The organism is Streptomyces sp. NPDC007971, from assembly GCF_042958635.1.
GTDB lineage: Bacteria > Actinomycetota > Actinomycetes > Streptomycetales > Streptomycetaceae > Streptomyces.
Genome location: NZ_JBIBJK010000001.1, coordinates 250,911 through 275,144, shown reverse-complemented (window position 1 = coordinate 275,144; position 24,234 = coordinate 250,911). Strand labels below are relative to the sequence as shown.

25 protein-coding genes are annotated in these 24,234 nt (G+C 71.1%); 12 read left to right on the top strand and 13 right to left on the bottom strand.

Going from position 1 to position 24,234, the window contains the following annotated elements; genetic code table 11:
• Window positions 1–230: 230 nt before the first annotated feature.
• Window positions 231–476: a hypothetical protein gene (locus tag ACFZCP_RS01250; RefSeq protein ID WP_391422964.1), complete on the bottom strand. Its 246-nt coding sequence runs from the start codon at window positions 474–476 to the stop codon at window positions 231–233.
• Window positions 469–1,329, bottom strand: coding sequence for a mycothiol conjugate amidase Mca (gene mca, locus ACFZCP_RS01245; RefSeq protein ID WP_362688586.1), 861 nt, complete (start codon window positions 1,327–1,329; stop codon window positions 469–471). The genes ACFZCP_RS01250 and mca overlap by 8 nt, the downstream gene beginning before the upstream one ends.
• Before the next feature lie 225 nt (window positions 1,330–1,554).
• On the opposite strand from mca, the gene ACFZCP_RS01240 reads away from it, so the two are divergent.
• Complete coding sequence (locus ACFZCP_RS01240) at window positions 1,555–1,953, top strand: DUF4307 domain-containing protein (protein WP_391422962.1); 399 nt, start codon at window positions 1,555–1,557, stop codon at window positions 1,951–1,953.
• A gap of 212 nt (window positions 1,954–2,165) precedes the next feature.
• The gene (greA, locus tag ACFZCP_RS01235) at window positions 2,166–2,666 is read left to right on the top strand and encodes a transcription elongation factor GreA (protein WP_391422960.1); all 501 of its coding nucleotides are present in this window, start codon (window positions 2,166–2,168) and stop codon (window positions 2,664–2,666) included.
• A 91-nt stretch (window positions 2,667–2,757) separates the two neighbouring features.
• On the opposite strand, the gene ACFZCP_RS01230 is transcribed toward greA, so the two are convergent.
• From ACFZCP_RS01230 to ilvA, 3 genes are all read right to left on the bottom strand, one after another.
• The gene (locus ACFZCP_RS01230; RefSeq protein WP_391422957.1) at window positions 2,758–3,615 is read right to left on the bottom strand and encodes an ABC transporter permease; all 858 of its coding nucleotides are present in this window, start codon (window positions 3,613–3,615) and stop codon (window positions 2,758–2,760) included.
• Window positions 3,612–4,595, bottom strand: coding sequence for an ATP-binding cassette domain-containing protein (locus ACFZCP_RS01225; protein WP_391422955.1), 984 nt, complete (start codon window positions 4,593–4,595; stop codon window positions 3,612–3,614). Before ACFZCP_RS01225 ends, ACFZCP_RS01230 begins: the two co-directional genes overlap by 4 nt.
• A gap of 290 nt (window positions 4,596–4,885) precedes the next feature.
• A complete protein-coding gene (gene ilvA / locus ACFZCP_RS01220; RefSeq protein WP_391422953.1) occupies window positions 4,886–6,115 on the bottom strand; it encodes a threonine ammonia-lyase in 1,230 nt (409 codons plus the stop codon).
• Between the two features lie 161 nt (window positions 6,116–6,276).
• On the opposite strand from ilvA, the gene ACFZCP_RS01215 reads away from it, so the two are divergent.
• The 3 genes from ACFZCP_RS01215 (at window position 6,277) to ACFZCP_RS01205 (ending at window position 7,719) form a co-directional block, all read left to right on the top strand.
• Entirely contained in the window at window positions 6,277–6,783 is a 507-nt protein-coding gene (locus tag ACFZCP_RS01215) for a MarR family transcriptional regulator (RefSeq protein WP_391423677.1), read from the top strand.
• Between the two features lie 155 nt (window positions 6,784–6,938).
• A complete protein-coding gene (locus ACFZCP_RS01210; protein ID WP_391422951.1) occupies window positions 6,939–7,445 on the top strand; it encodes a sigma factor-like helix-turn-helix DNA-binding protein in 507 nt (168 codons plus the stop codon).
• 25 nt (window positions 7,446–7,470) lie between these two features.
• Window positions 7,471–7,719 carry a hypothetical protein gene (locus ACFZCP_RS01205; protein ID WP_362688402.1) on the top strand — a complete coding sequence of 83 codons (249 nt, stop codon included), beginning with the start codon at window positions 7,471–7,473 and terminating at the stop codon, window positions 7,717–7,719.
• Between the two features lie 9 nt (window positions 7,720–7,728).
• Here ACFZCP_RS01205 and ACFZCP_RS01200 read toward each other — a convergent pair whose 3' ends face one another.
• Window positions 7,729–8,883, bottom strand: a complete 1,155-nt coding sequence (locus ACFZCP_RS01200; protein ID WP_362688405.1) for a cystathionine gamma-synthase — start codon at window positions 8,881–8,883, stop codon at window positions 7,729–7,731.
• A gap of 130 nt (window positions 8,884–9,013) precedes the next feature.
• Between ACFZCP_RS01200 and ACFZCP_RS01195 the strand changes: the two genes are divergently transcribed.
• The 3 genes from ACFZCP_RS01195 to ACFZCP_RS01185 all read left to right on the top strand — a co-directional run bounded on the left by ACFZCP_RS01195 (window position 9,014) and on the right by ACFZCP_RS01185 (window position 13,428).
• Window positions 9,014–10,132 (top strand): hypothetical protein, encoded by a 1,119-nt coding sequence (locus tag ACFZCP_RS01195; RefSeq protein ID WP_391422949.1) that lies wholly within the window; start codon window positions 9,014–9,016, stop codon window positions 10,130–10,132.
• Window positions 10,133–10,337: 205 nt separating this feature from the next.
• Window positions 10,338–11,972, top strand: coding sequence for a M48 family metalloprotease (locus ACFZCP_RS01190; RefSeq protein ID WP_391422947.1), 1,635 nt, complete (start codon window positions 10,338–10,340; stop codon window positions 11,970–11,972).
• A 364-nt stretch (window positions 11,973–12,336) separates the two neighbouring features.
• Complete coding sequence (locus tag ACFZCP_RS01185; RefSeq protein ID WP_391422945.1) at window positions 12,337–13,428, top strand: hypothetical protein; 1,092 nt, start codon at window positions 12,337–12,339, stop codon at window positions 13,426–13,428.
• Window positions 13,429–13,547: 119 nt separating this feature from the next.
• Here the strand turns inward: ACFZCP_RS01185 and ACFZCP_RS01180 are convergent, their stop codons facing one another.
• The 3 genes from ACFZCP_RS01180 to ACFZCP_RS01170 form a co-directional block, all read right to left on the bottom strand.
• Window positions 13,548–14,363, bottom strand: coding sequence for a DUF899 family protein (locus tag ACFZCP_RS01180; protein ID WP_391422943.1), 816 nt, complete (start codon window positions 14,361–14,363; stop codon window positions 13,548–13,550).
• Window positions 14,364–14,517: 154 nt separating this feature from the next.
• Entirely contained in the window at window positions 14,518–14,994 is a 477-nt protein-coding gene (locus tag ACFZCP_RS01175; RefSeq protein ID WP_391422941.1) for a hypothetical protein, read from the bottom strand.
• Window positions 14,995–15,476: 482 nt separating this feature from the next.
• Window positions 15,477–16,070 (bottom strand): DUF4291 family protein, encoded by a 594-nt coding sequence (locus ACFZCP_RS01170; RefSeq protein ID WP_391422939.1) that lies wholly within the window; start codon window positions 16,068–16,070, stop codon window positions 15,477–15,479.
• Between the two features lie 612 nt (window positions 16,071–16,682).
• On the opposite strand from ACFZCP_RS01170, the gene ACFZCP_RS01165 reads away from it, so the two are divergent.
• Window positions 16,683–17,993 carry a GNAT family N-acetyltransferase gene (locus ACFZCP_RS01165; RefSeq protein WP_391422937.1) on the top strand — a complete coding sequence of 437 codons (1,311 nt, stop codon included), beginning with the start codon at window positions 16,683–16,685 and terminating at the stop codon, window positions 17,991–17,993.
• Window positions 17,994–18,191: 198 nt separating this feature from the next.
• On the opposite strand, the gene ACFZCP_RS01160 is transcribed toward ACFZCP_RS01165, so the two are convergent.
• A complete protein-coding gene (locus tag ACFZCP_RS01160; protein WP_391422935.1) occupies window positions 18,192–19,055 on the bottom strand; it encodes a helix-turn-helix domain-containing protein in 864 nt (287 codons plus the stop codon).
• Between the two features lie 130 nt (window positions 19,056–19,185).
• Here ACFZCP_RS01160 and ACFZCP_RS01155 point away from each other — a divergent pair, with 130 nt between their 5' ends.
• Complete coding sequence (locus tag ACFZCP_RS01155; protein ID WP_362688592.1) at window positions 19,186–19,923, top strand: SDR family oxidoreductase; 738 nt, start codon at window positions 19,186–19,188, stop codon at window positions 19,921–19,923.
• A gap of 256 nt (window positions 19,924–20,179) precedes the next feature.
• Window positions 20,180–20,914: a hypothetical protein gene (locus tag ACFZCP_RS01150; protein ID WP_391422932.1), complete on the top strand. Its 735-nt coding sequence runs from the start codon at window positions 20,180–20,182 to the stop codon at window positions 20,912–20,914.
• 177 nt (window positions 20,915–21,091) lie between these two features.
• On the opposite strand, the gene ACFZCP_RS01145 is transcribed toward ACFZCP_RS01150, so the two are convergent.
• Entirely contained in the window at window positions 21,092–22,135 is a 1,044-nt protein-coding gene (locus ACFZCP_RS01145) for an NAD(P)-dependent alcohol dehydrogenase (protein WP_362688441.1), read from the bottom strand.
• A gap of 180 nt (window positions 22,136–22,315) precedes the next feature.
• On the opposite strand from ACFZCP_RS01145, the gene ACFZCP_RS01140 reads away from it, so the two are divergent.
• Entirely contained in the window at window positions 22,316–23,212 is an 897-nt protein-coding gene (locus ACFZCP_RS01140; protein ID WP_391422930.1) for a helix-turn-helix domain-containing protein, read from the top strand.
• Window positions 23,213–23,221: 9 nt separating this feature from the next.
• Here the strand turns inward: ACFZCP_RS01140 and ACFZCP_RS01135 are convergent, their stop codons facing one another.
• Window positions 23,222–23,992, bottom strand: coding sequence for an antibiotic biosynthesis monooxygenase (locus tag ACFZCP_RS01135; RefSeq protein WP_391422928.1), 771 nt, complete (start codon window positions 23,990–23,992; stop codon window positions 23,222–23,224).
• A gap of 64 nt (window positions 23,993–24,056) precedes the next feature.
• Window positions 24,057–24,234: DUF397 domain-containing protein (locus ACFZCP_RS01130; RefSeq protein WP_391423674.1), on the bottom strand; the 178-nt coding region annotated here is incomplete at its 5' end.

Here is a 24,234-nt window from a genome sequence, read left to right as displayed (position 1 = left end):
CGGCGCCACGGCCATGACCTGACGGAGGTCGAGGCAGCGGCACAGCCATGACCGGACGGAGGTCAAGCCGTCGGCACGGTCCCATGGGCTCGCCGGCCGGTACCGAGCTGGTCCGCCGGGACGGTGATCGGGCACGTACGACGGCGCGGCTCGGTCCCCCACGCCGTCGAGGCAGTGGGGGAGGTTCCGAACCGGCCGTCGCCCAGAGCCTCAGCGGCCGTGCCGGCGCCTCAGCCCTGCTGCGGCTCTCCCCGGCCGGTGGCTGCTGCCGTCTCCTCCTCGGACGGGGCCTCCTTGAAGTCGACCTTCTGCATGTGCTTGCTCATCGACTTCATCAGGCCCCACACGGCCAGGGCCATCACCGCGAAGACGATGAAACCGAGGACGCCGGGGGTGACCTTGTTCTCGTCGACCTCCTTGGCGAGGGGGACGAGGTGCGTCACTGCCAGGCTCACGCTTGCACTCATGTCAGGCATTGTCGCGGATGCCCGCGAAGAGGTCGTCCTCGGGGAGGGAGGTGTCGACGAGGGACTTCGCCAGCTCGTACTCCTCCGTCGGCCAGACCTCCTTCTGCAGCTCCATCGGCACCTTGAACCAGCCGCCGTCGGGGTCGATCTGCGTGGCGTGCGCGATCAGCGCCTTGTCACGGATCTGGAAGAAGTCCGCGCACGGGACGTGCGTGGTCAGCGTGCGCTCGGTGCGCTCGAACTCGTCCCAGCGCTTGAGCCACTCCCCGTAGGGCGACTCCAGGCCGCGGTCCAGCATCGCGTGGTGCAGGGCCTCGGTTCGCGGACGGTTGAAGCCCTGGTTGTAGTAGAGCTTCTGCGGCTGGTAGGCCGGGCCGAACTCGCTCTCCGGGTACTTCTCGGCGTCCGCCGCGCCCTCGAACGCCACCATCGAGATCTTGTGGGTCATGATGTGGTCGGGGTGCGGGTAGCCACCGTTCTCGTCGTAGGTGGTGATCACCTGCGGGCGGAAGCCGCGGATCTTGCGCACCAGCTCACCGGCCGCCTTGTCGACGTCCTCCAGGGCGAAGCAGCCCTCGGGCAGCGGCGGCAGCGGGTCGCCCTCGGGCAGCCCGGAGTCGACGAAACCCAGCCACTCCTGCCCCACGCCGAGGATCTCGCGGGCCTCGTCCATCTCCTTCTTGCGTACCTCGTGGATGTGCTCCTCGATGTACTTGTCGCCCTGCAGCTTGGGATTGAGGATGGACCCGCGCTCTCCGCCGGTGCAGGTCACCACCAGCACGTCCACCCCCTCGGACACGTACTTCGCCATGGTGGCCGCGCCCTTGCTCGACTCGTCGTCGGGGTGCGCGTGAACGGCCATCAGTCGTAGCTGCTCAGTCAAGACTCAATCCTCGGTGTGTCGGCGCCCCGGTGTCTTCGGGTGCAGTTGATCGGGTGCCGCCCCGCAGGGGCGTCCTTGAGGGGCGGTGGTCGGATGGCGGGCGGGCGGCTTCTATAGTGACCGAATCGGGGGGCGAATAATTCCGGGTCCCGCCCCGGGGCCTCTTTTCGGGACATCGGTCCCGACCCTGCCGGGAGGACGATCATGAGCACGGCGAGCACGCGGCTGCCCGAGGGCCGCTACGGCCGCTCCTCGGACGAGCGCGCCGACCGGAAGCTCCGGATCGCGGGGGCGGTGCTCGGTGCGGCTCTGCTCGCCCTGGTCGGCTACTTCGCCTACCACTACGTGGCGGAGAACAAGATCAGCGCCCAGGTGATCACCTTCGACGCGTCCGACGACGCGGTCCGGGTGCATCTGGAGGTCCACAAGGACGCGGGCTCCTCCGGCTACTGCACGCTGCGGTCCCAGAGCGCCGACGGCGCCGAGGTGGGCCGGGCGGACTTCCGTTTCACCGGTTCGGCCACGCGCATCGACAGGGTCGTCACGCTCCGTACGACGGCGAAGGGCACGACCGCCGAGCTGCTCGGCTGCCACGCGGGCTGACTCCACCGGCAAAAGCCGTCCACCGGTGCCGGACAGCGCCCGGTGTCACCCGGAATGCGCATACGCTGACCTGCGTTGATGCGATTCTGATGGCTTATGTCCTCCCCCTTTGGCCGGGGAATTGTTAGGCTCGTGGTTTCGCCCTTCCAAGAGGGAACATGCTTCTGGGTAGGGCGATGATTTGTATCCCCAGTACCGACGAGGAGCACCCTGTGACCCAGACCAGCGAGAACGTCACCTGGCTGACCCAGGAGGCGTACAACAAGCTCAAGAGTGAGCTTGAGTACCTTACTGGTCCTGCGCGCACGGAGATCGCCGCCAAGATCGCGGCCGCGCGCGAGGAGGGCGACCTGCGCGAGAACGGCGGGTACCACGCGGCCAAGGAGGAGCAGGGCAAGCAGGAGCTCCGTGTGCGCCAGCTGACCCAGCTCCTGGAGAACGCCCAGGTGGGCGAGGCTCCGGCCTCCGCGGACGGTGCCGTCGCGCCGGGCATGGTCGTGACGATCGCCTTCGACGGTGACGAGGACGACACCCTGGCGTTCCTGCTCGCCTCCCGCGAGTACGCGAGCACCGACATCGAGACGTACTCGCCCCAGTCGCCGCTCGGCTCCGGTGTCATCGGCCACAAGGTCGGCGAGGACGCGGAGTACGAGCTGCCGAACGGCAAGAAGGCCTCGGTGCGGATCATGAAGGCCGAGCCCTACTCGGCCTGAGCCCCGCCCCGCACACGCAGCGCGCCCCCGGCGTCCCAAGGACGCCGGGGGCGCTGTCGTGCCTGCCGGACCTGTGACGCACACAGGCCCGTCAACCGGCCGCCCGGCGGTACCTGCGAACCGCCAGGGTGCGGAAGACGACGACGATCAGGACCGAGTAGATCAGCGAGGCCCAGACCGGGTGCTGCATGGGCCAGGCGGTCGAGTGCGACTGTCCGGGGCTGCCGAACAGCACGCGGGCTGCCTCGACGGTGGCGCTGAACGGGTTCCACTCCGCTATGTGACGCAGCCACGGGGTCATGTAGGTGGTGTCCACGAACGCGCTGGAGATGAAGGTCACCGGGAAGAGCCAGACCAGTCCGCCGGAGGTGGCCGCCTCGGGGGTGCGCACGCTCAGGCCGATCAGGGCACCGATCCAGGTGAACGCATAACCGAGCAGGAGCAGCAGACCGAAGGCCGCGAGGACCCGTCCGGCGTCGGTGTCGTGATAGGTCCCGACCCGCCAGCCGACCAGCAGCGCGACGACGGCGAGGACCAGCAGGGTGAGCGCCGTCTGGACCATGTCGGCCAGGGTCCGCCCGGTCAGCACCGCACCCCTCGCCATGGGCAGGGAGCGGAAGCGGTCGATGAGCCCCTTGTGCATGTCGTCGGCGATGCCCGCACCGGAGCTGGCGGTGGCGAAGGTGACGGTCTGCGCGAAGATGCCGGCCATCAGGAAGTTCTTGTAGGACTCGGCGCTGGTACTGCCGCCGATCCGCATGGACCCACCGAACACGTACGTGAACAGCACCACGAACATGATCGGTTGTATCAGACCGAAGATCACCATCTCCGGAATCCGGGACATACGGATCAGATTGCGTTTTGCAACGATCAGCGAGTCGCGGACGGACCGGGTGAGGGGGTTGCCGGGGGCCACGGCGACCACGGCGTCGGTGACGGCACTCACTTCACGGCCTCCTTGCCGTTCGCCCGGCTCTGTTCGGGGACCTCGGCCACGTGTCCGGTCAGGGACAGGAAGACGTCGTCGAGGGTCGGGCGGCGCAGCCCGATGTCGTCTATCTCGATCCCGCGGCCGTCCAGCTCCCGGATGACCTCGGCGAGCAGCTTGGCGCCGCCGGTGACGGGGACAGTGAGCTTGCGGGTGTGCTCCTCGACGGCGGTCTCGCCCTTGCCGAAGCCCTGCAGGATTTCGGCGGCGGTCCGTATGTGCTCGCGCTCGTGCACCACGACCTCGACGCGCTCACCGCCGGTGCGGGCCTTGAGCTGGTCGGAGGTGCCCTTGGCGATGACGCGTCCGTGGTCGACGACCGCGATGTCGTGGGCGAGATGGTCGGCCTCTTCGAGGTACTGCGTGGTCAGCAGCAGGGTCGTACCACCGGAGACGAGCTGTTTGATGACCTCCCACAACTGCTGGCGGTTGCGCGGGTCGAGGCCGGTCGTCGGCTCGTCCATGAACATCACGGGCGGTGAGACCACGAGGGCGGCGGCGAGGTCGAGCCGTCGGCGCATGCCCCCGGAGTAGGTCTTGGCGGGGCGGTCGGCGGCGTCCACGAGGTTGAACTGCTCCAGCAGCTCGGCCGCGCGCTGCTTGGCCGCCTTGGCCTTCATCTGGTAGAGCTGGCCGACCATCTGGAGGTTCTCCCGGCCGGTCAGGTATTCGTCGACCGCCGCGAACTGGCCGGACAGGCCGATGGAGCGGCGGACGGTGTCGGGGTGCTTGAGCACGTCCACGCCCGCGACGACGGCCTTGCCGCGGTCGGGGCGCAGCAGGGTGGTCAGACAGCGGACCGTCGTCGTCTTGCCGGCGCCGTTCGGCCCGAGCAGGCCGAGGACCGTGCCCTCGGGGACATCGAGGTCGACGCCGTCCAGTGCCTTTACGTCGCCGAAGGTCTTCACCAGACCTTCGGCATAGATGGCGCCTGGCATGTGAGTCTCCACGTCGTCGGGATTCTTCGGAAGGGAGTCGGAAGGAAAGGAGTCGGAAGGAAGAGTAGGTTCGGCGGGCTCGGTGCCGCCCTCGGTTTTCCACCTGCCGTTCCGCACAGGGCGGCTCCGGCGGTCCGGCGGCCACGCGCCACACCATAACGCGATGTATCGCGTCTCTCAATATGTTTCACCGACCGAATGGAACCGCCGCTCCCGGCCTCGCCCGGCCCACGCCCCGGGCCGGCCCCCGTGCGCGCCCCGGCCCACGCCCCCCCGGCCGGGCCCGCGCCTCAGTCGATGACCGTGTAGCCCGCCTCGCGCAGGGCCTGGCCGACCTCGGCGCAGTGCACCGGTCCCTTCGTCTCCAGGTGCAGCTCCACCTCCGCCTCCGCGAGCCCGAGCCGGGGATCGGTTCGTACGTGGCTCACGTCGAGGACGTTGGCGTCGACCGCCGACAACACCCCGAGGAGCGTGGCGAGGGCGCCCGGCCGGTCCGTCAGCCGCAGCCGGACCGCCAGGTAGCGGCCCTGTGCGGCCATGCCGTGCCGCAGCACCCGCTGGAGCAGCACCGGGTCGACATTGCCGCCGGACAGCACGGCGACGACCGGGCCGGGGAAGGCGCCGGGCTCGCCGAGCAGGGCCGCCACGGGGCTCGCCCCGGCCGGCTCGACGACCAGCTTGGCCCGCTCCAGGCACAGCAGCAGCGCGGCGGACAGCTGGTCCTCGCTGACCGTGCGGACCTCGTCCACCAGCTCGCGGACGATCCCGAACGGCACCAGGCCGGGCAGCCCCACCTTGATGCCGTCGGCCATCGTCGCCGGGTTGCGCACCGGCGTCGGACGTCCGGCCGCGAGCGAGGGCGGATAGGCCGCCGCGCCCTCCGCCTGCACCCCCACGATCCTGACGTTCGGCCGCAGCGCCTTCACCGCGACCGCGATCCCGGCCGCGAGCCCGCCGCCGCCGATGCCGACGACGATGGTGCGCACCTCCGGGCACTGCTCCAGGATCTCCAGGCCGACCGTGCCCTGACCGGCGATGACGTCCGGGTGGTCGAAGGGGTGGATGAACACCGCGCCCGTCTCGGCCGCGTACTCCTGGGCGGCCGTCAGTGTCTCGTCGACGACCTGGCCGTGCAGGCGCACCTCCGCGCCGTAGTCGCGGGTGGCGCTGATCTTCGGCAGCGGAGCGCCCTTCGGCATGAACACGGTGGCGTGCACACCCAGCAGCGAGGAGGCCAGCGCGACGCCCTGCGCGTGGTTGCCGGCGCTCGCGGCCACCACCCCGGCGGCACGTTCCTCCGGCAGCAGCCCGGCGATCCGGATGTAGGCGCCGCGCAGCTTGAACGAGCCCGTCCGCTGCAGGTTCTCGCACTTGAGGTGCACCGGCGCGCCGATCAGCTGGGACAGGTGCCGGCTGCCCTCCATCGCGGTCACCCGCGCCACGCCCGAGAGCATCTTCTGCGCTCCGCGCACATCGTCGAGGGTGACGGAGCGCAAGGAGTCAGTCCTGCCGTAGCTCATGACTCAAGTCTCGCAGTTCACGGTCGCACACGAAGGGTGTGACCAACCTCCGAGACCGGTTCGTGCAGCGCCGGTACGGTCCGCCCCCGGGCCGCGTACCCTGTCCCCCAACCCAGCACCCCTCATGAAGCGAGCCTCCGGCCATGCCCACAACACCTGAAATGTCGATGGACATGACGACCGTCGGTGACACCGGTCTACTCGACACCCTCCAGCACGAGGTGGCACTGTTCGCCCGCCGTGCGGAACAGACCCGGCTCGGCGGGGTCGGGCAGGTGCGCAACTCCATGGACCGCGCCGCCTACCTGCTGCTCAACCGTCTCGACAACGAGGGTCCGATGGGCGTCAAGGCGCTCGCCGCGAGCATGGGGATCGACTCGTCCACGGTCACGCGGCAGGTGGCTCCGCTGGTCGACAGCGGGCTCGTCAAGCGCACCTCGCACCCGGAGGACGGACGGGCGGTGGTGCTCCAGCTGTCCCCGCGCGGCCTCTCGCGGCTGGAGGAAGTGCGCTCCTCCCGGCGTCAGTTGATGGCCGAGCTGACACACGACTGGGCGCCGGAGGAGCGCGAGCAGTTCTGCACGCTCCTCACGCGCTTCAACAGCGCGCTGTCCGCCCGGATGTCCGTCCAGGGGATGCCTTCCCCGGAGCAGCCGCCGACCGCCTGAGCCGCCCGCCGCACGGGTGCGGTCCCGAGCGCCGTACGGGTGCGGTCCGAAGTCTTGACCTTGGGCCGCCGCTGGCCTCATATGAGACCGGGTCCTGCTTCGTACGCGGTTCATCCGCCTCGTGCCGGACAGGGCCCCCTCAGGGGGGAGGCGCGGTGCGTGATCGGCAGGCATCCCGCGATTCCTGCCGGGCCCGGGAGTTCGAGACGTTCGTGGCGGGCGCGGCCGGACGGCTGCTGCATGCCGCCACCCTGCTCACCGCCGAGGCGCCGGACGCCAACCCGCGCGCGCGAAGGCTGCTGACGCTGGCCCTCGCCCATACGTACGCCGGCTGGGACCGGCTGCGCGGCGAGGACCCCTACGTCCGCGCCCGCCAGCAGCTGGCCACGCGCTTCGCGCACGGGACCTGGCACCAGTACGGCGCCTTCGGCCGCGCCCGGCCCCATCCACGCAGCCCGCTCGCCGCCCTGACACCGCAGGAACGGCTGATCCTGGTGCTGCGGCTGTACGAGGGGGTCGCCGAGGAACAGACGGCGGCCCTGCTGGGCCTGCCCGCCGAGCGCGTGCACACCATCTGCGACCGTGCGACGGCCACCCTGCTGCATCCCTCGCGCCCGGCCGCCCCGCGCGCGGTGGGCGGCGCGAAGGTGGCGCCGTCATGAGGCGACGGTGCAGGGGCGGGGCCCGGTGAACCGCACCGAGCGGGAGGCCGCGGCACGGTGGCTCATGGACCAGATGCCGGTCCCCGTGCCGCCGGACCTCTACGGCGAGGCCGTCCGCCGCGGCACCCGGGTGCTGAGGCGCGGGCGCGCCGTCCGCCGCCTGCTGTGGCTGCTGCTGTGCGCCACGGCCGTCGCGTTCGCCGTGTGGGCGGTACACGCCCACCCCTGGGTGGAGCCGCCGTCGCAGACGACTCCACCGGTCGGCGGCTGGTGACGCGGTCCGTCAGCCGAGGGCCTGCTGCAGGTCCTCCAGCAGGTCGTCGACGTTCTCGATGCCCACGGACAGGCGCACCAGATCGGCGGGGACCTCCAGGGCGGAGCCGGCCGCGGAGGCGTGCGTCATCCGGCCGGGGTGCTCGATGAGCGACTCGACGCCGCCGAGCGACTCGCCGAGCGTGAACACCTTGGCGCGGTTGCACACCTCGACGGCGGCCTCCTCGCCGCCCTCGACCCGGAAGGACACCATGCCGCCGAACGCCTTCATCTGCTTGGCGGCGGTCTCGTGGCCGGGGTGCTCGGGCAGCCCCGGGTACAGGACGCTCGTCACGCGCTTGTGCCGGGTCAGCATGTCGGCGACCTTGGTGGCGTTGTCGCTGTGCCGGTCCATGCGCACCGCGAGGGTCTTGGTGCCGCGCAGCACCAGCCACGAGTCGAAGGGGCCGGCGACGGCGCCCATCGCGTTCTGGTGGTAGGTCAGCTCCTCGCCCAGCGCCTGGTCGGAGACGATCAGCGCACCGCCGACCACGTCCGAGTGGCCGCCCATGTACTTGGTCAGGGAGTGCACGACGACGTCCGCCCCGAGCGACAGCGGCTGCTGGAGGTAGGGGGTGGCGAAGGTGTTGTCGACGACGAGCCTGGCACCCGCGTCGTGGGCGACCTGGGCGACGGCGGCGATGTCCGTGATGCCCAGCAGCGGGTTGGAGGGGGTCTCCACCCAGACGGCCTTGGTCTTCGGGGTGATCGCGGCCCGTACGGCCGAGGGGTCGCTGGTGTCGGCGACGGACCACTCCACGCCCCACCGGGACACGACCTTGGCGAAGAGACGGAAGGTGCCGCCGTAGGCGTCGTTCGGGATCACCACGTGGTCGCCGGGGCTGAGCAGCGTGCGCAGCAGGGTGTCCTCCGCCGCCAGGCCGGACGCGAAGGCGAGGCCGCGGCTGCCACCCTCCAGCGCGGCGAGGTTCTCCTCCAGGGCCGTCCTGGTGGGGTTGGCGCTGCGGCTGTACTCGTAGCCGCCGCGCAGGCCGCCGACGCCGTCCTGCTTGTAGGTCGAGACCTGGTAGATCGGCGGGACGACCGCGCCGGTGAGGGGATCCGCGGTGTTGCCCGCATGGATCGCGAGGGTCTCGAAGTGCTGACTGATCTGCCTGTCGCTCATGTCCACCGAGCGTAATGCTCCTGACCGGATGGTGGCGCCCGGCAGGCTCATCCCGGCGTCGGGGACGGGTTTTCCACAGGCACGGCGGCGGGGTTCGCCAAGGGTCGGTGGTGTCTGGTTCGCTGGAGACATGGCGATTCTCTGGCTGCTCATGGCCCTGGTCCTGCTGAGCTTCGTGCTGCTCCCGCTCCTGCGGCGCCGGCGCGGGGCGGTCGGGCAGGTTCCCGCGGGCCACCCGGACGCCGCCGATCCGGCGCGCTACGGCTTCGTGCGCCAGGAGGAGCTGGACGTGCGGATGCCCGGCCCCGACCAGGACCTGCTGGACGTCCTGGACGTGGTGCAGCGCACCCAGGACTACCGCGCGGCCGCCCAGCTGCTGGCCGGCACCGAGGCCGACGGCGAGGCACGCTGGCAGCGGGTGCAGGCGTTCGCCGGCGCGGCGGCGCTGGAGCTGCGGCAGCGGCCGGGCGGGGTGCATGAGACACCGGGCGGGCAGTGGCTGCGGGTGTGGCGGGCCGAGCAGCCCAAGGACGCGGGCGGCGCGGCGGTGCACGCGGAGTTCCTGGTGCAGCAGGCGTGGCGGACGTCCACGCCGGGCACGGAGGAGTTCCGGATCATCATGGAGGAGGCGAGGGAGGCGTGCGGGCAGGCTGCGCTCCTGGCCCCCGGCGACCCGGTGCCGTACATCGCCGAGCTGTCCATCGCCCGGGGCCTCGCCTGTCCGCAGCCGGAGTTCGAGAAGCTGTGGCTGAGCGTCCTGGACCGCGCCCCGCACCACATGGGGGCACACCTGGCCGCGCTGCACTACTGGTGCGAGAAGTGGCACGGCTCGCGCGAGCAGGCGTACGCGTTCGCCGAGGCCGCGGCGGCCCGCGCACCCGAGGGCTCGCTGCTCGCCGCGCTCCCGCTCTTCGCGGTGTTCGAGCACCTCCCCGAGGTGAACCTGGTGGCGAGCCTGTACCGGAGCGAGGTCGTCACCAAGGCGGTCCACGGCGCCCTGCACGCGGTGCACTCGGCCCGTCCCGACGACCCGGTGCTCGCCCACGTCCGCCATCTGCTGGTCTTCTTCCTGGTCCGCGCCGAGCGCTGGGCGGAGGCCATGGACCAGCTCGTCCACGTCGACGGCCATGTCGGCGCGCTGCCCTGGACCCTCTCCACCGACCCGGCCGCCGAGTTCGCCCTCTACCGCGCGCTGGCGGTGGCGGGCTACGAGGCGAACGGTGGCAGCCCGGCAGCCCTGCCCGGCTGACCGCCGCGGGAAATGAGATTGCCCCGCTGACCTGCAGTAGGGCATACTCCGCGTGCTCCGAGTTTGCTCACGCTTTGCCGAGCCCGCCCGGCGTTCGCTCCGCATTCCTCCGAGTCTGCTCCGAGTCCCCCCACACTCACCGGCAGCACCGCTCGCGGTGTTCGCCATGTCCAATTCTCCGGATCCTGTGGGGGGGATCTGCCCGATGGGCGCAACTCTGCGCGCACTGCGCGCTCTTGTTCTGCTGTTCGGCTTCTACCTGCTGAGCCTCGTGCTGCTCGGGGCGCTGGCCGGTCTCGACATCGCCCTGTTCACCTGGGGGCACGGCCCGGTCGCCGTGAAGGTCGCCATCGTCTCGGTGCTGCTCGCCATCCCTGTCGTGCAGGGCATGTTCATGCTGCGCACGCCCAGGGGGGAGGAGCCTGCCGGCATCGCGGTCACCGAGGCCGAGGAGCCCCGGCTGTGGGCCCTGGTCCGGGATCTCGCGGCGGCCACGGGTACCCGCGCCCCCGGCCGCATCGTGCTCACCGCCGACGTCAACGCGGCCGTCAGCGAGCGGTCGCGGCTGCTCGGCCTGCTGCCCGGCCCGCGCCGCCTCTACCTCGGCATGCCGCTGCTGACGGGGCTGACCGAGGCGCAGCTGCGTGCCGTACTCGCCCATGAGTACGGCCACTTCAGCGGCGGCGACACCCGGCTGTCCGCGCTCGTGGTGCGCGGCCGGGCGCAGATCGGCCGGGTGATCGGGCAGTTCCACGAGAGGGCGGACGGCAAGGTGGCCACCGAGCGCGCCCGCCAGGAGGCGGCCTCCGCCAAGCGGGTCGCCAAGGGCAAGAAGGCCAAGACGGTCGACACCCGCGGGACCGGGGCGACGTACCGGACGATGGCGGCGATCTACACCGCCTACGGCAAGCTCTACCTGCGCGCCTCACTCTCCACGGCCCGCGCCCAGGAGTACGCCGCCGACCTGGCCGCCGCCCGCATCGCCGGCCGCGACGCGACCGCCTCCGCGCTGCGCGAGATCCCGGTGCTGGCCGCCTCCCACGACTTCTACCTCGACTCCTACGCCACCCTCGGCCTGCCGGCACAACTGCTGCCGCCACGGGGCGAGTTCTTCGGCGGCTTCGGCCGGCTGCTGTCCGCCCGTGAAGGGGAACTGAGGAAGCTGCGCGGGGAACTGCCGACCGAACCCGCTTCGCCGTACGACTCCCATCCGCCGATCGCCGACCGGGTGCACCGGATCGAGGCGCTGCCCGCCGACGGGCGCACCGAGGAGGCCAAGGGCGCGGCGCTCGCCCTGCTCACCGACCCGCGGCGCACCCTGGCCGTCCTGGAGGACCACGTCCTCACGGACGAGGTCCTCGCCTTCCCGCGCACCGGCGCCTGGGAGGAGTTGCTGGACGCCTCCATGGCCAAGGGCCTGTCCTCCGCTCGCACCCCGCTGCACCGCGCGCTGGCCGACTACACCGGGCAGCCGCCGACCCTGGCCGTGCTGCTGGAGGTGATCGACGGCGGCCGGCTGTGGCAGCTCGCCGAGCGGATGCCGCTGTCCGAGCAGGCGGCCGCGGCGAAGGGCCGGGCCTTCCGCGAGTTCGTACGGCCGCGGCTGGGTGATGCCCTGCGGACGATGGTGCTGGCCGAGTTCAGTGCCCGTTCGCTGCTGCACTGGGAGTTCTCCTGGTCGCGCCCGGCAGCCGTCCGCCTGCCCGGCTGGGCCTCGGAGAACACGCCCGACGACGGGCCCGAGGCCGCGCTGGAGGCGGCCGTGGACGCGGCGCTCGCCGACCACCCCGACACCGCCCCCCTGCGCGGACTGCTGCCGCCGACGCCCCAGCCGGCGTAACCGGCACAGCGCGCGTGAGCACGACGACCGGGCAACCACCGAGGCCGCGTGACCATCACGGCCGCGTAACTGCCAAGACCGCGTGACCGGCCGCGTGACCAACACGGCCGGGTGAACGGCACAACCGCGTAGGCGGCACAGCGCACACGAGCGAGGCGGCTCGCGCGGGCGACACGGCCCGCACGAGCACCGCAACCCGCACGCGCGACGCGGCCCGCACGAACCGCAGAACCCCGGCAGGGCGACGCGGCCCGCACGAGCACCGCACACCGCAGGGGTCTCGCACCCCTCACGCGCAGCCGGCCCGACCAACGGCCGTCGGCTGCGCGCACCCCGACCTCTCCCGACGAACGGACCGACCCCGATGACCGTCCTTCTCTGGATCCTGGGCATCCTCGCCCTCCCCGTGGTGATCGCCGCCGTGTGGTTCACCGGCGTGTTCGTGAAGGAGCTGTTCTCGCCGAGCCCTCCGGGCCCCGACGAGGCGGCCGAGGCCGCGGAACGGCTCGGCCTGCTGCCCGCCGAGCGGCAGGACACCGAGCACGCCGCGCCGCTGCCCGCGCCCTGGACCGAAGCCCTCGACGCGGTGCGGGGCGGCGACTGGCAGCCCGCCGCCGAGGTGCTGGGCGGCATCGGCCGGGACTGGGAGCGCCGTACGACGGTCACCGGTCTGCTGGGCACGCTCGCGGCCGAGGACGACGCCTGGCTGCTGGCCTGGGAGGCCGCGTGCCCCGACGACCCGGACGCGGCCGTGGTCAGGGCGCAGAGCACGGTGGACCTGGCCTGGGATCTGCGCGGCGCGAAGACGGCCGAGTACACGACGCAGGAGCAGTTCGAGGGCTTCCGCCGGATGCTGGTGAGCGCACGCGAGGAGATCGGCCGGGCGGCCGCCCTCAACCCCGACGACCCCACCCCGTACATCGTGGAGATCTGGGTGGCACTCGGCCTCGGCTATCCGCACGCCGAGATGGACAAGCTGTGGGCGGAGATCACCACGCGCGCCCCGCACCACTTCGGGGCCCACCTCTCGGCCCTCCAGTACTGGTGCGCGAAGTGGCGGGGCTCCGAGCAGCAGGCGTTCGACTTCGCCGAGCGCGCGGCGGCCGGGGCGCCGCTGGGCAGTCTGCTGTCGGTGCTCCCGCTCGTCGCGCACTTCGAGCACGACGAGTCGACCACCGTGGCGGCCGACAGCACGCCCGAGATGGTGGCCAGGGTCGACGCGGGCCTCGCGGACGCGGCGGCCGCCGACCCCGGGCACCCGGGCCTCGCACGGCTGCGCCACCTGCTCGCGTTCTATCTCCACCTCCAGGACCGGCACGAGGAAGCGCTGGAGCAGTTCAAGCTGGTCGACGGCCATGTGGACGCGCTGCCGTGGCGGTACCGGGGTGACGGGGCGGCGGCGTACTACTGCCGGGTGCGCAACGAGACGGTGCAGGCGGTGACGGGCACGGCCTGACCGGCCGGGGCGCGCCAATGCCCCGAGCGGGCGGGCGCGTCAGTGGAGGTGGCCGGTCGGGACGCGTCAGTGCCCTGAGCGGTCGGGGCGCGTCAGTGGAGGTGGCCGGCCGGGACGCGTCAGTGGTGGTGGCCGTGCCGGCCGAGGGTCTCCACGGGGGTCGCGCCGGGGCGGGTCCACTGCGGCACGGGGCGGCTGGTCGGGCCCCAGGTGGCGTTGCCGTCCGCGTCCGAGCGCCAGTACCAGCAGGCCTGGCGGCCCACGGACGGGTACCCCTCGTGGACGTCGCCGACCACGCGGCGGCCCTCGGGGTTGTCCTCCCAGGCCTCGCCGCGGCCGTAGGGCGTCATGTCGAGCAGGCCCAAGGCCCCGTTGACCCGTTCGTTGCCGCGGCCCGTCGTGGAGTAGGTGAGGAACACCCGGTCGCCGTCGCGCAGGAAGCAGACGAGCTGTCCCATGCCGCCGCCGACCGGTGCGTCCACGTCGCGCACCGAGTACCAGGGCTGGGTGTAGCCCATGAAGTCGACGAAGGAGGCGACCTCGTCCCACCGGCCCGTGGTCAGGACGGCGAACGAGACGCCTCGGGCGTTGAGGTAGACGGCGTCCTTGAGGTGCCAGGCCGTGGTGGTGCAGCCCTCGCACTGCCCCTGGTGCGGAGCGCCGTCGTACCACATGTGCTTGTAGACGACGAGCTCGTCGCGGCCCTGGAACAGGTCCAGGAACGGGACGGGGCCGTCGGGTCCGACGACCTCGACCGTCCCGTCGAACTCCACCATCGGCAGCCGGCGGCGGGCCGCGGCGATGGCGTCGCCCTCGCGGGTGTGGGCCTTCTCGCGGACCAGGAGCTCGTCCCGGGCGGCCTGCCAGGTGGCCAGGTCGACGACGGGCGGGCGCCCGGGCAGCGCGGTGGGCGGGTCACTGGGCGTGTTCCTCATGGCGTCCTCCGTGGTGTCTCCTGCAGGGCAGCGTCCTACGACGCCCTGCGACGGTCACCGGAACAGACTCGCGACACGGCCGGAACTCATCGCGACAGGCAGGATCCGCGCGGCCACGCGGAACCCACGATCACCGTCCGGCGGCGCGTTCCCACTACAGCACGTTTTGCCGAGCCCAGTAATCGGCGTGAAAGGCATGAGAACTCTGATAACGCCGCACTAGCCGCTCAAAATGCTCACCTTCATGAGGGGAAGCCTGAGTTCGACGATTCAGTATGTATGGCTCGATGGCATTCCAGACCCGCGGTGGAGAGCGATGGAAGCAGGCCAGGACCAGGTCGAAGGCCAGCAATTTCTGCTCGACCAACACTCCTAGCATCTCAAGTTGATCGTGGAGTTGCCAGAAGGAATGGAAGTCTTCCTCACTCATGTGAGTGGGATCAAAATCCTCCGGCGAACCAAACTCCCCGCTTACGAGACGGTGCCGGAAACGCCGCGACGCCGGCGAATGATATTTCTCTTGGAAAGAGATGAGCAGCTGAACATGCCGAGAAAGGCGAGCCTCCTTGATCTGCGAGTAAGCGAAGAATGAAGCAGCGATCACGACTAAGGTTCCGATCGCAGCACTCATGGCGCCAACAGCTGTCCAAACATCCCCCATCTCTGCAGTACAGCACCACGTTGAACCTGTGGGTAGATGGCCTACGAGATCGGTCGACCGCGTTGGCGTGGTTCCGGCCAGAAAGGTCTGTGAGCGTGGCTTGACCTGGGTCACCAAGCGGCGTTCACAACCCCATCCATGCACACGTACACAGGTGGACAGCGTCGAGTTGGGGCAGATCCGGGCGGTCGGGCCTGGGTCTGGTTGCGTCCTTGGAAGTGGTGTACGGGTTCGACCTGATCCTGGGGATCCGGCATTGCGATGAGGCCCGCATAGTCGAACAGCCACCGGCTGATCTTCGAGGTGTCGAAGCCCAAAGGGGATCAGCACGATGACCACATCCGACAGTCTGCCCCTGCACGCGGCTCGACGTGGATTATCAAGCCGCGTTCACAGACCCGTGCCGCCATGTACCCCATGGGTGATGCCGCCAGTTGTGCCCGGATTGCCGGTCAGGGACGCAGGTGGGCGAGGAGTTCTGCGCCGGCGGGGTATTCCTGCTCCTGGGGGAGCAGTTGGGTGGCTGAGTCCAGTTCCCCGTCCCTGACGAGTGCGTGGATCTCGTTGGCGAGCGGGGTCACGTCGCTCATGGACACGATCCACTCGTCCGCGTAAAGCGACGATGCCTCACCGGAGAGGCCCAGTTGCAGCGAACGGTGTGGCAGGGGACGCAGGTGCAGATCGCGTTCGGGATCCCACTGGACACGGGCCGGTGCGCGCTTGAGGTCACGCTGCCAGGTGCCGCGATCGGGATGCAGTCCGCGAACGTAACTCGACAGGCAGGCATGGCGCAGCGCCCAGTCGAAGCCGTCGCGAGTGATCTCGACGGCGAGGACGGTCTCCTGACCCTCCTTCGTGCCCCAGCCGGAGCGGTACATCATCCACATGAAACTGGGTTTGATCCACGTCATGCGGTCAGGCTTCCACGCGGCCGGAAAGCGGCCGTCTCGGACGGCGGGCAGTCCGATCTCAGGGGAGTACGCCTGGTAGACGGTGATCGTGGACGCCGTGTGGAGCGCGCGGATCCTGCGGTGCGGTTCTTCCATGGCGTCCAGCGTCGGCTCGGTCAGCTCAGGTGACCACCGATTTTCGATCCGTTACTCGATCCGACGGAGCACGCCGGACGCGGGCGGCAGGCAGTCGCCCGTGCGAGCCGAATCGCGTCCGGCACATGGAACGACATCTCGGCAATGCCGCACACGAGGCGGCGGATGTCAGAGAGCCGACAAAGGTTTCCTGAAGTGCGGAGCTCGAGATGGATGCTGCTCACCTTGCTGTGGCAGCCCTGAGCGAGTTCATCCAAGTGGCCCGTGCACCATCCGGCTTCGAAGGGGTACGGCTGACGAGAGTGCGATCAGGCGCAGGGCGCCGATCCGGCGGTGGCCGCTCTTTCGGCAGTCCGACGCGTTGACCGTATGCCGGGTGCATGGCGGAGGCGAAGGCTCCGTTGATCTTCTGAGGAAGAGCTGAGGTCGCCTGGAGGGACGGTGGACGGTGACCCGCCTGCCCGTCCTGCCCCGCGTGAGCCGAGGCCCGCCCCACCTGGGCCGAGGCCCGCCCCACGTGAGCCGGGACCTGGCCCGGGTGGGCCGAGGTCTGCCCAGCGTGAGCCAGTGTCGGCGGTGGGGAAGAATGGAACTCCCGCGCCCGGTGAGGTGATGGTGATGCCCGCTTGGCATCTGCGCGACTATCACGACGACGATCTCGACCAGGCCATCCAGATCTGGGACCAGAGCCGCCTGGCCGACGAGCACCGGGTGTTTCCGGTCTCCGAGGTGATGGCCGCGGCCAAGGCCGGTCAGACGGCGGTGGTCGCGGTGGTCGGGGACCAGCTGGTGGGCATGGCCGTGGCACAGGCCTTCGGCAGGCGGGGGTGGATCCTCCTGGTGGCCCTCGCGTCCCGATGGCGCGAGCGCGGGATCGGAAGTGCTCTCCTCGCCGAGGTGGAGCGGCGCCTGCGAGCCCTGGGCGTGCGCCACGTCAGCGCGCTGCTGCCTGCCGGAGCCGCGGGGACGAAGGCCCTGGAGAACTCCGGCTACCGGTTCCGCGACGACCTGACCTACTACGAGAAGACCGAACCCCCCGGCACCGCCGACGCCGACGCCCTCGCCGCGCTCGGCGGCCGCATTCTGCCCGACGGGCTCTGGGACGCCATGGCCGGCATGGAGCGGGAGAAGGAGATCATCGAACGCCGTGTCGTGCTCCCGCTGACCGAGCCGACGCTGGCCGACCGCTACGGCGTCGCCCCGCCCAAGGCGATCATCCTGTTCGGCCCGCCCGGCACCGGTAAGACCAGTTTCGCCAAGGCGGTGGCCTCGCGGCTCGGCTGGCCGTTCGTGGAACTCTTCCCTTCCCGGCTCGCGGCCGACACGAGCGAGGGACTGGCCGTCGCGCTGCGGGAGGCCTTCGCGGACCTGGCGGAACTCGACTCGGTACTGCTCTTCATCGACGAGGTCGAGGAGATCGCCGGTGCGCGCTCCGGCAAGGCGGTCGATCCCGGGCACGGAGTCACGAACGAACTGCTCAAACTCATCCCCGTCTTCCGCGAGCACGACGCACGCCTGCTCGCCTGCGCCACCAACTCGGTCCGCTCCCTCGACGCAGCGTTCCTGCGACCGGGCCGGTTCGACTACGTCATCCCCATCGGCCCTCCGAACCCCACCGCCCGCGCGGCGATCTGGGCCCGCTATCTCAGGACCTGCGCCGACTCGGTGGACGTCGGCCAACTGGTCGGGGCCAGCGAGCTGTTCACCCCGGCCGACATCGAGTTCGCCGCCCGCAAGGGCGCGCAGGGCGCGTTCGAGCGCGAAGTCACGCAACGTCAGGGCCGAGCGGCCACCACCGAGGACTCCGGCCGACCGGCCACCACCGAGGACTACCTGAGCGCCATCGCCGACACCCGGCCGACTCTCAGCACGCGGATGATCGAGGAGTTCGCCGAGGACATCGACACGTACAGTCGACTCTGAGACCGAGCCCGAACAGTCGGCTCCGGAACCGGACAGTCGGCTCTCGGACCGGACAGTCGGCTCTCGGACCGGACAGTCGGCTCTCGGACCGGACAGTCGGCTCTCGGACCGGGCAGTCGGCTCTCGGACCGGACAGTCGGCTGAGTTCCTCCGTCCCCGGGAGGCCGGGCGCGACGGGCTGCGGAGGATCTTCCGCGACTACTCGCTCCGCTTCCCGGACCGAGTGGCGGCCCGGCGGGGCCACGTATCGGCACCTGCACCTGCACCTGCACCTTCCGCGTCGTCGAAGTAGACGACCAGGGTCTGTTCGAGCTGCTCGGCCAGGTGGAACGCGGTGTACGCGTACTCGACGACGCCGCGGTGCGGGTGGCGCAGCCGCTTGCGGCCGCTGTGCCGGGCCTGCACCTCGTACCGGGGCCACCAGCTCCGTGCCTCCTCGCTGCCCTCGTTCAGCTCCTCGACGAGCCGGGAGCAGCGCGGGTCGTCCGGGTGGCGTTCGGTGAGGGTCCTCAGCCGGGCGAGCAGGCCGCGGGCCTCGGGTTCCCAGTCGACCAGGACCTCTTTGGCCGCGGGATCGAGGAACACCCAGCGGACGAGGTTGGGCGGCCGGTCCGCTCCGGTGACGAGCCCCGGGAACAGTTCGCCGGCCGCCTCGTTGTGGCTGAGCACGTCGTAGGTGCCGTCGATGATGTACGCCGGGTTGGGCTGGAGCAGCAGCGGGACGGCTGCCGCCTCGGCGGGGAGTGGCGTGCGTTCCCCGGCCTCGGCCGTGGGGACGTGGCCGGCGAGCCGGAGAAGATGGCCGCGCTCGTGCGCATCCAGTCGCAGCGCCGTGGCCAGGGCGGTCAGCACCTGTTCGGAGGCGCGGATCTCGCGTCCCTGCTCCAGGTACGTGTACCAGGTCGCGCTGATCCCGGCGAGCAGGGCGAGTTCCTCCCGCCGCAGTCCCGGGGTCCGTCGGCGCCCGGTGCGGGGCAGGCCGACCTCGTCGGGGGTGAGGCGTTCTCTCCGGCTGCGCAGGAACGCCCCCAGCTGACGGCGTCGGTCCGGCTGTACGGGCATGGGCTGCACCTCTGGTTCCAGAATAAACGCGGTCTGGATACCAGGCTAAGCCTCTCGCAGACTGGTGCGCGAGCACATGCAGCGGCTCCCGGCACTGCCCGCCGCTGCCGAGAACCGGGAGGACGACGTCATGGCCGGAATCAAGGGCAAAGTGGTGGCGATCACGGGGGCGAGCAGCGGCATCGGTGAGGCGACCGCGCTGCTGCTGGCCGAACGGGGCGCGCGCCTCGTCCTCGGCGCGCGCCGCTCCGAGCGCCTGGCGGATCTGGTCGACCGGATCGGGAAGGCGGGTGGCACGGCCGTGCAGATCCGCACCGACGTGACCCGGCGGGACGATCTGTCGGCCCTGGTCGCGCTGGCCCTGGAACGCTTCGGCCGGCTCGACGTGCTCGTCGGCAACGCCGGGTCCGGAACCATCTCGCCCCTCGACGATCTGCGCGTCGACGAGTGGGACCACATGGTCGACGTCAACGTGAAAGGTGTGCTGCACGGAATCGGCGCCGCGCTGCCGGTCTTCCGTGCGCAGGGCAGCGGCCACTTCGTCACCACGGCCTCCACGGCCGCCCACCGCATCGTGCCGAGCATGGCCGTCTACGCCGGCACCAAGGTCGCGGTCCGGGCCATCTGCGAAGGACTGCGCCAGGAGGCCGGTGACGGTCTGCGGGTGACCACCGTCTCGCCCGGCCCCATCGCCACGGACTTCGCCGAGGCCTCGACGAACAGCCGGGTCAGAGCACAGATCGTGGAGATGCGGGACCGTGTCGCGATCCCGCCCGAGGCCGTCGCGCGGGCGATCGCCTTCGCCGTCGAGCAGCCCGCCGACGTCGACGTGAACGAGATCGTCGTCCGCCCCACCGCCCAGGCCTGACGCCCGCCCCACCGCCCGATCCCGACGCCCGCCGTCCCAGGACGGACCGGGCGTGCGGGGCGCCGTCGGGGCGGACGGACGGCAAACCCCGACCGCCCACAGCCCACAGCCCACAGCCCACAGCCCACAGCCCACAGCCCACAGCAAGTGTCGCGGTCGTCGAGGCGGCGGTAATTGGCGCGACGGCAGCGGCTCCTCCCCCGTACATTCGCCCCTCGCGGAGCTCGCGCGAAGACGCACAAGGGGAGGAACCGGGATGGCCGGTCATACGTTCCTGATGGGCGGCGGCTGGAACGCCCCCGAGGTGTACGAGCCGTTCCTGCGGGCGGCGGCGCGTGGAGGGGGCGGTCTGCCGCGGATCGGGTGCGTGATCGTCGACGAGGGCGACGGGCGGCGGCAGTTCGACCGCTATGCGGAGGCGCTGGGGAAGGCCGGGGCGTGCGCGCCCGTGCCGCTCTTCGTGCCGCTCGGCGGACGGTTCGAACCGGAGGGCGCGCTGGACGGCGTCGACGGCCTGCTGGGGTGCGGCGGGCTGACGCCCGCGTACCAGGAGGCGTTCGCGAGCTGCCTGGACCGGCTGCCCCGGCTGCTCGCCGGGCGCGGGGTGCCGTACGCGGGGTTCTCCGCGGGTGCGGCCGTCGCCGCGCGGCGGGCGGTGGTCGGCGGATGGCTGGTGGACGGGGTGCCGGTGTGCCCGGAGGAGACCGGCGAGGACCTGGAGGAGATCGAGGTACGGGCGGGGCTGGGGCTCGTGCCGTTCGCGGTGGACGTGCACGCCGCGCAGTGGGGGACGCTGCCGCGACTGGTCGCGGCGGTCGGGCGCGGGACGGTGCCGTACGGCGTCGCCCTGGACGAGGACACCCTGCTGGAGGTGGACTCCGGGGTGGCCCGGGTTTCAGGGCGCGGGCGCGTGCATGTCGTACGGCCGGGTGCGGATGCGGGCGTGGCCGTACGGTCGTACGCCGCCGGGGAGAGCTTCGGCGTGGACTGACCACGCCCGCGGGCGCCCACTGTCCGACGACCAGCTCGCACCCCCCGCACCCCGCCACACCCCGCGTCTGCCGTCGGCGGAGCCCGTCTGCAGCGCGCACCGGTGGCTCCGCGCGGACAAGTGCTCGGCGCGCACCGGTGGCTCCCGCGCGCCCGTGATGCGGCGTGGGCCGGTGGCTCAGATGGTGGCGTTGTCGATGACGAAGCGGTAGCGGACGTCGCTGGCGCGCACCCGGTCGTACGCCTCGTTGATCTGGTCGGCCCGGATCAGCTCGATCTCCGCGCCCAGGCCGTGCTCGGCGCAGAAGTCCAGCATCTCCTGGGTCTCGGCGATGCCGCCGATGCCGGAGCTGCTGACGCTGCGGCGGTGGCCGAACAGGGACTGGAGGACGATCTGCACCGGCTCCTCGGGCAGGCCGACGTTCACCAGGGTGCCGTCCGTGCGCAGCAGGGACAGGTACGCGGCGAAGTCGAGCGGCGCCGAGACGGTGTTCAGGATGATGTCGAACGTGCCCGCCAGTTCCTCGAAGGTGTCCGGGTCGGCGGTGGCGTAGTAGTGGTCGGCACCCAGCCTCAGGCCGTCGTCCTTCTTGCGCAGGGACTGCGACAGGACGGTGACCTCGGCGCCGAGCGCGTGCGCGATCTTGACGCCCATGTGCCCGAGGCCGCCCAGACCGACGACGGCGACCTTCTTGCCGGGGCCGGCGTTCCAGTGCTTCAGGGGCGAGTAGGTGGTGATGCCCGCGCAGAGCAACGGCGCGGCCACGTCCAGCGACAGGCCCTCGGGGATGCGGACGACGTAGTTCTCGTCGACGACGACGTTCTCGGAGTAGCCGCCGTAGGTGGGCTCCCCGTCCTTGCCGGTGTCGTTGTAGGTCCAGGTCGGGCCGCCCTTGAGGCAGTACTGCTCCAGGCCGGCCCGGCAGTTGTCGCACTCCCGGCAGGAGTCGACCATGCAGCCGACGCCCACCCGGTCACCGACGGCGTAGCGCGTCACGCCGGAGCCGACCTCGGCGACGACGCCCGCGATCTCGTGGCCGGGGACCATCGGGAAGATGCCGGGCGCCCAGCCGTCCTGGGCCTGGTGGATGTCGGAGTGGCAGATACCGGCGAACTTGATGTCGATCAGGACGTCGTACTCGCCGACCGCGCGCCGCTCGATGGTGGTCCGCTCCAGCGGGGCCTTCGGTGCGGGCGCGGCGTAGGCAGCAACAGTGGTCATGCCGAGTTCTCCTAGCAGCGGTTCCGAGCCCGGTCGCCTTCCGGCCGGGCACGTAATCCAGCCTGCATCCGATCCGCCCGCACCACCCAGTCCACGGGTTTGCGTACGACCACTGTGCCTACCACTGGCGGGGTCAGGCTCATGGGCGTACGACCAGGTGGCAGGGCCGATACTGACGGTATGGACGAACAGCCGGATGCGGCCGTGACCGGCCGGACCCTGGACCGGCGGGCCGAGCTGAGCGAGTTCCTGCGCAGCCGACGGGCCCGGCTGAAGCCCGAGGACGTGGGGCTGCCCGACTTCGGACGGCACCGCCGGGTGCCCGGGCTGCGTCGCGAGGAGCTGGCCCAGCTGGCCGGGGTGTCGGTGGCGTACTACACCCGGCTGGAACAGGGCAACGGACGCAACGTCTCGGCCGAGGTCCTGGACGCGATCGCCCGGGCCCTCAGGCTGACGGACGCCGAGCATGCCCACCTCACCCACCTGGCCAAGCCGAAGGCGCACAAGAAGAGGCCCGCCGCACGGCAGCAGCAGGTGCGGGGGGCACTGCGCCAGCTGCTGGACACCATGGACGGCGTACCCGCGTACGTCGTCGGCCGGCGCTCGGAGATCCTCGCCTGGAACCGGATGGCGGCGGCGGTCTTCGGCGACTGGTCGCTGCTCCCGCCCGCCGAGCGGAACTGGGCCCGGCTGGTCTTCCTGCACCCCGAGTACCGGGACCTGTTCGTCGACTGGGAGCAGAAGGCGATCGACATCGTCTGCGCGCTGCGCATGGACGCGGGGTGCCATCCCGACGACGCGCGGCTGTCCGCCCTGGTGGGTGAACTCTCGGTGCGCAGCGAGCAGTTCCGGCGTCTGTGGGCGACCCATGACGTCAAGGAGAAGAGCCACGGCGTCAAGCGGCTGCATCATCCGCTGGTCGGCGATCTGTCGCTGAACTTCGAGGGTTTCCGGCTCACGGACGGCTCGGAACTGTCCCTGGTGACGTACCACGCGGAGCCGGGCTCCCCCTCCGCCCAGTCCCTGCGCCTCCTGTCGAGCTGGGGCACGGACGCGACCCGCGCGGTGTCGGCGTAGAAGCCTGCGTCAGCCCCGATAGGGCGGCATCGCCCCCCAGTTCCACCTGGGCACCGGCTGCTCGGCCGGGGGCCGCGCGTCCGGGCCCGAGAAGTACACCGCCAGCCGGGTGCCCCATTCCACGTAGGCCAGGAAGGCGGAGCGGAACTCGGCGTCGGTGGGGAGACCGGCGTCGTCGGCCGCGTCCTGGATGAGGTTGACCCAGCGTCGGCGCTGGGGCTCCGTGATGTGCTTGCCGAAGTGGTGGGCGACCATGTGGCCGTGGCCGCCCTGGGTCTCGGAGTACGCGGCCGGGCCGCCGAAGACCTCGCCGAGCCAGAGGGCTACGTGGGCGGCGTGGTCGGGGGCCAGGTCCGCGAAGAGGGGGGCCAGGAGGTCGTCCTTGCGGACCTTGTCGTAGAAGGCGTCGGTCAGGCGGGAGAAGGCCTCGGCGCCCCCCGCCCAGTCGTACAGGGCGGGGACGGCGGCGCCGCTGCCGTGCACGCCGGTCGGGCTGTAGTGCCGCATCTCCTCGATGTTCTCGACGTACGGGCGGATCTCCGCGAAGAACCGCGGAAACAGCTCCGACTTGCGGAAGCCCTCCAGATGCTCCTGCGTGGACGTCCAGGTGATCCGCAGGACGTAGGAGTCGGGCTCCTCTTCACAGCGGGTCAGTTCGTAGTCGACGCACTGCGGGGCCGCGGCCAGCTGGGCGGCGGCGCGGGTGTAGGCGGACAGGAAGTCCGCGGACTGCTGCTCGGGGATGCGATACCGGATGTATTCGACCGTGTGAGCCGTCATGCGCCCACAGAAGCACGAACGGCCTGCCGGAGGCTGCTCCTCCGGTGGACTGTCCGCTCAGCGCTCAGCGAACGACGGGCTCCGCCTTGAGCGCGGCGACGAAGGGCGCCCAGGCGTGTGCGCCGAGGACGAGGACCGGCCCGCCGGACACCTTGGAGTCACGGACCGGGACGAGTCCGGGGATGTCGTCGGCGACTTCGACGCAGTGGCCGCCGTCACCGTTGCTGTAGCTCGACTTACGC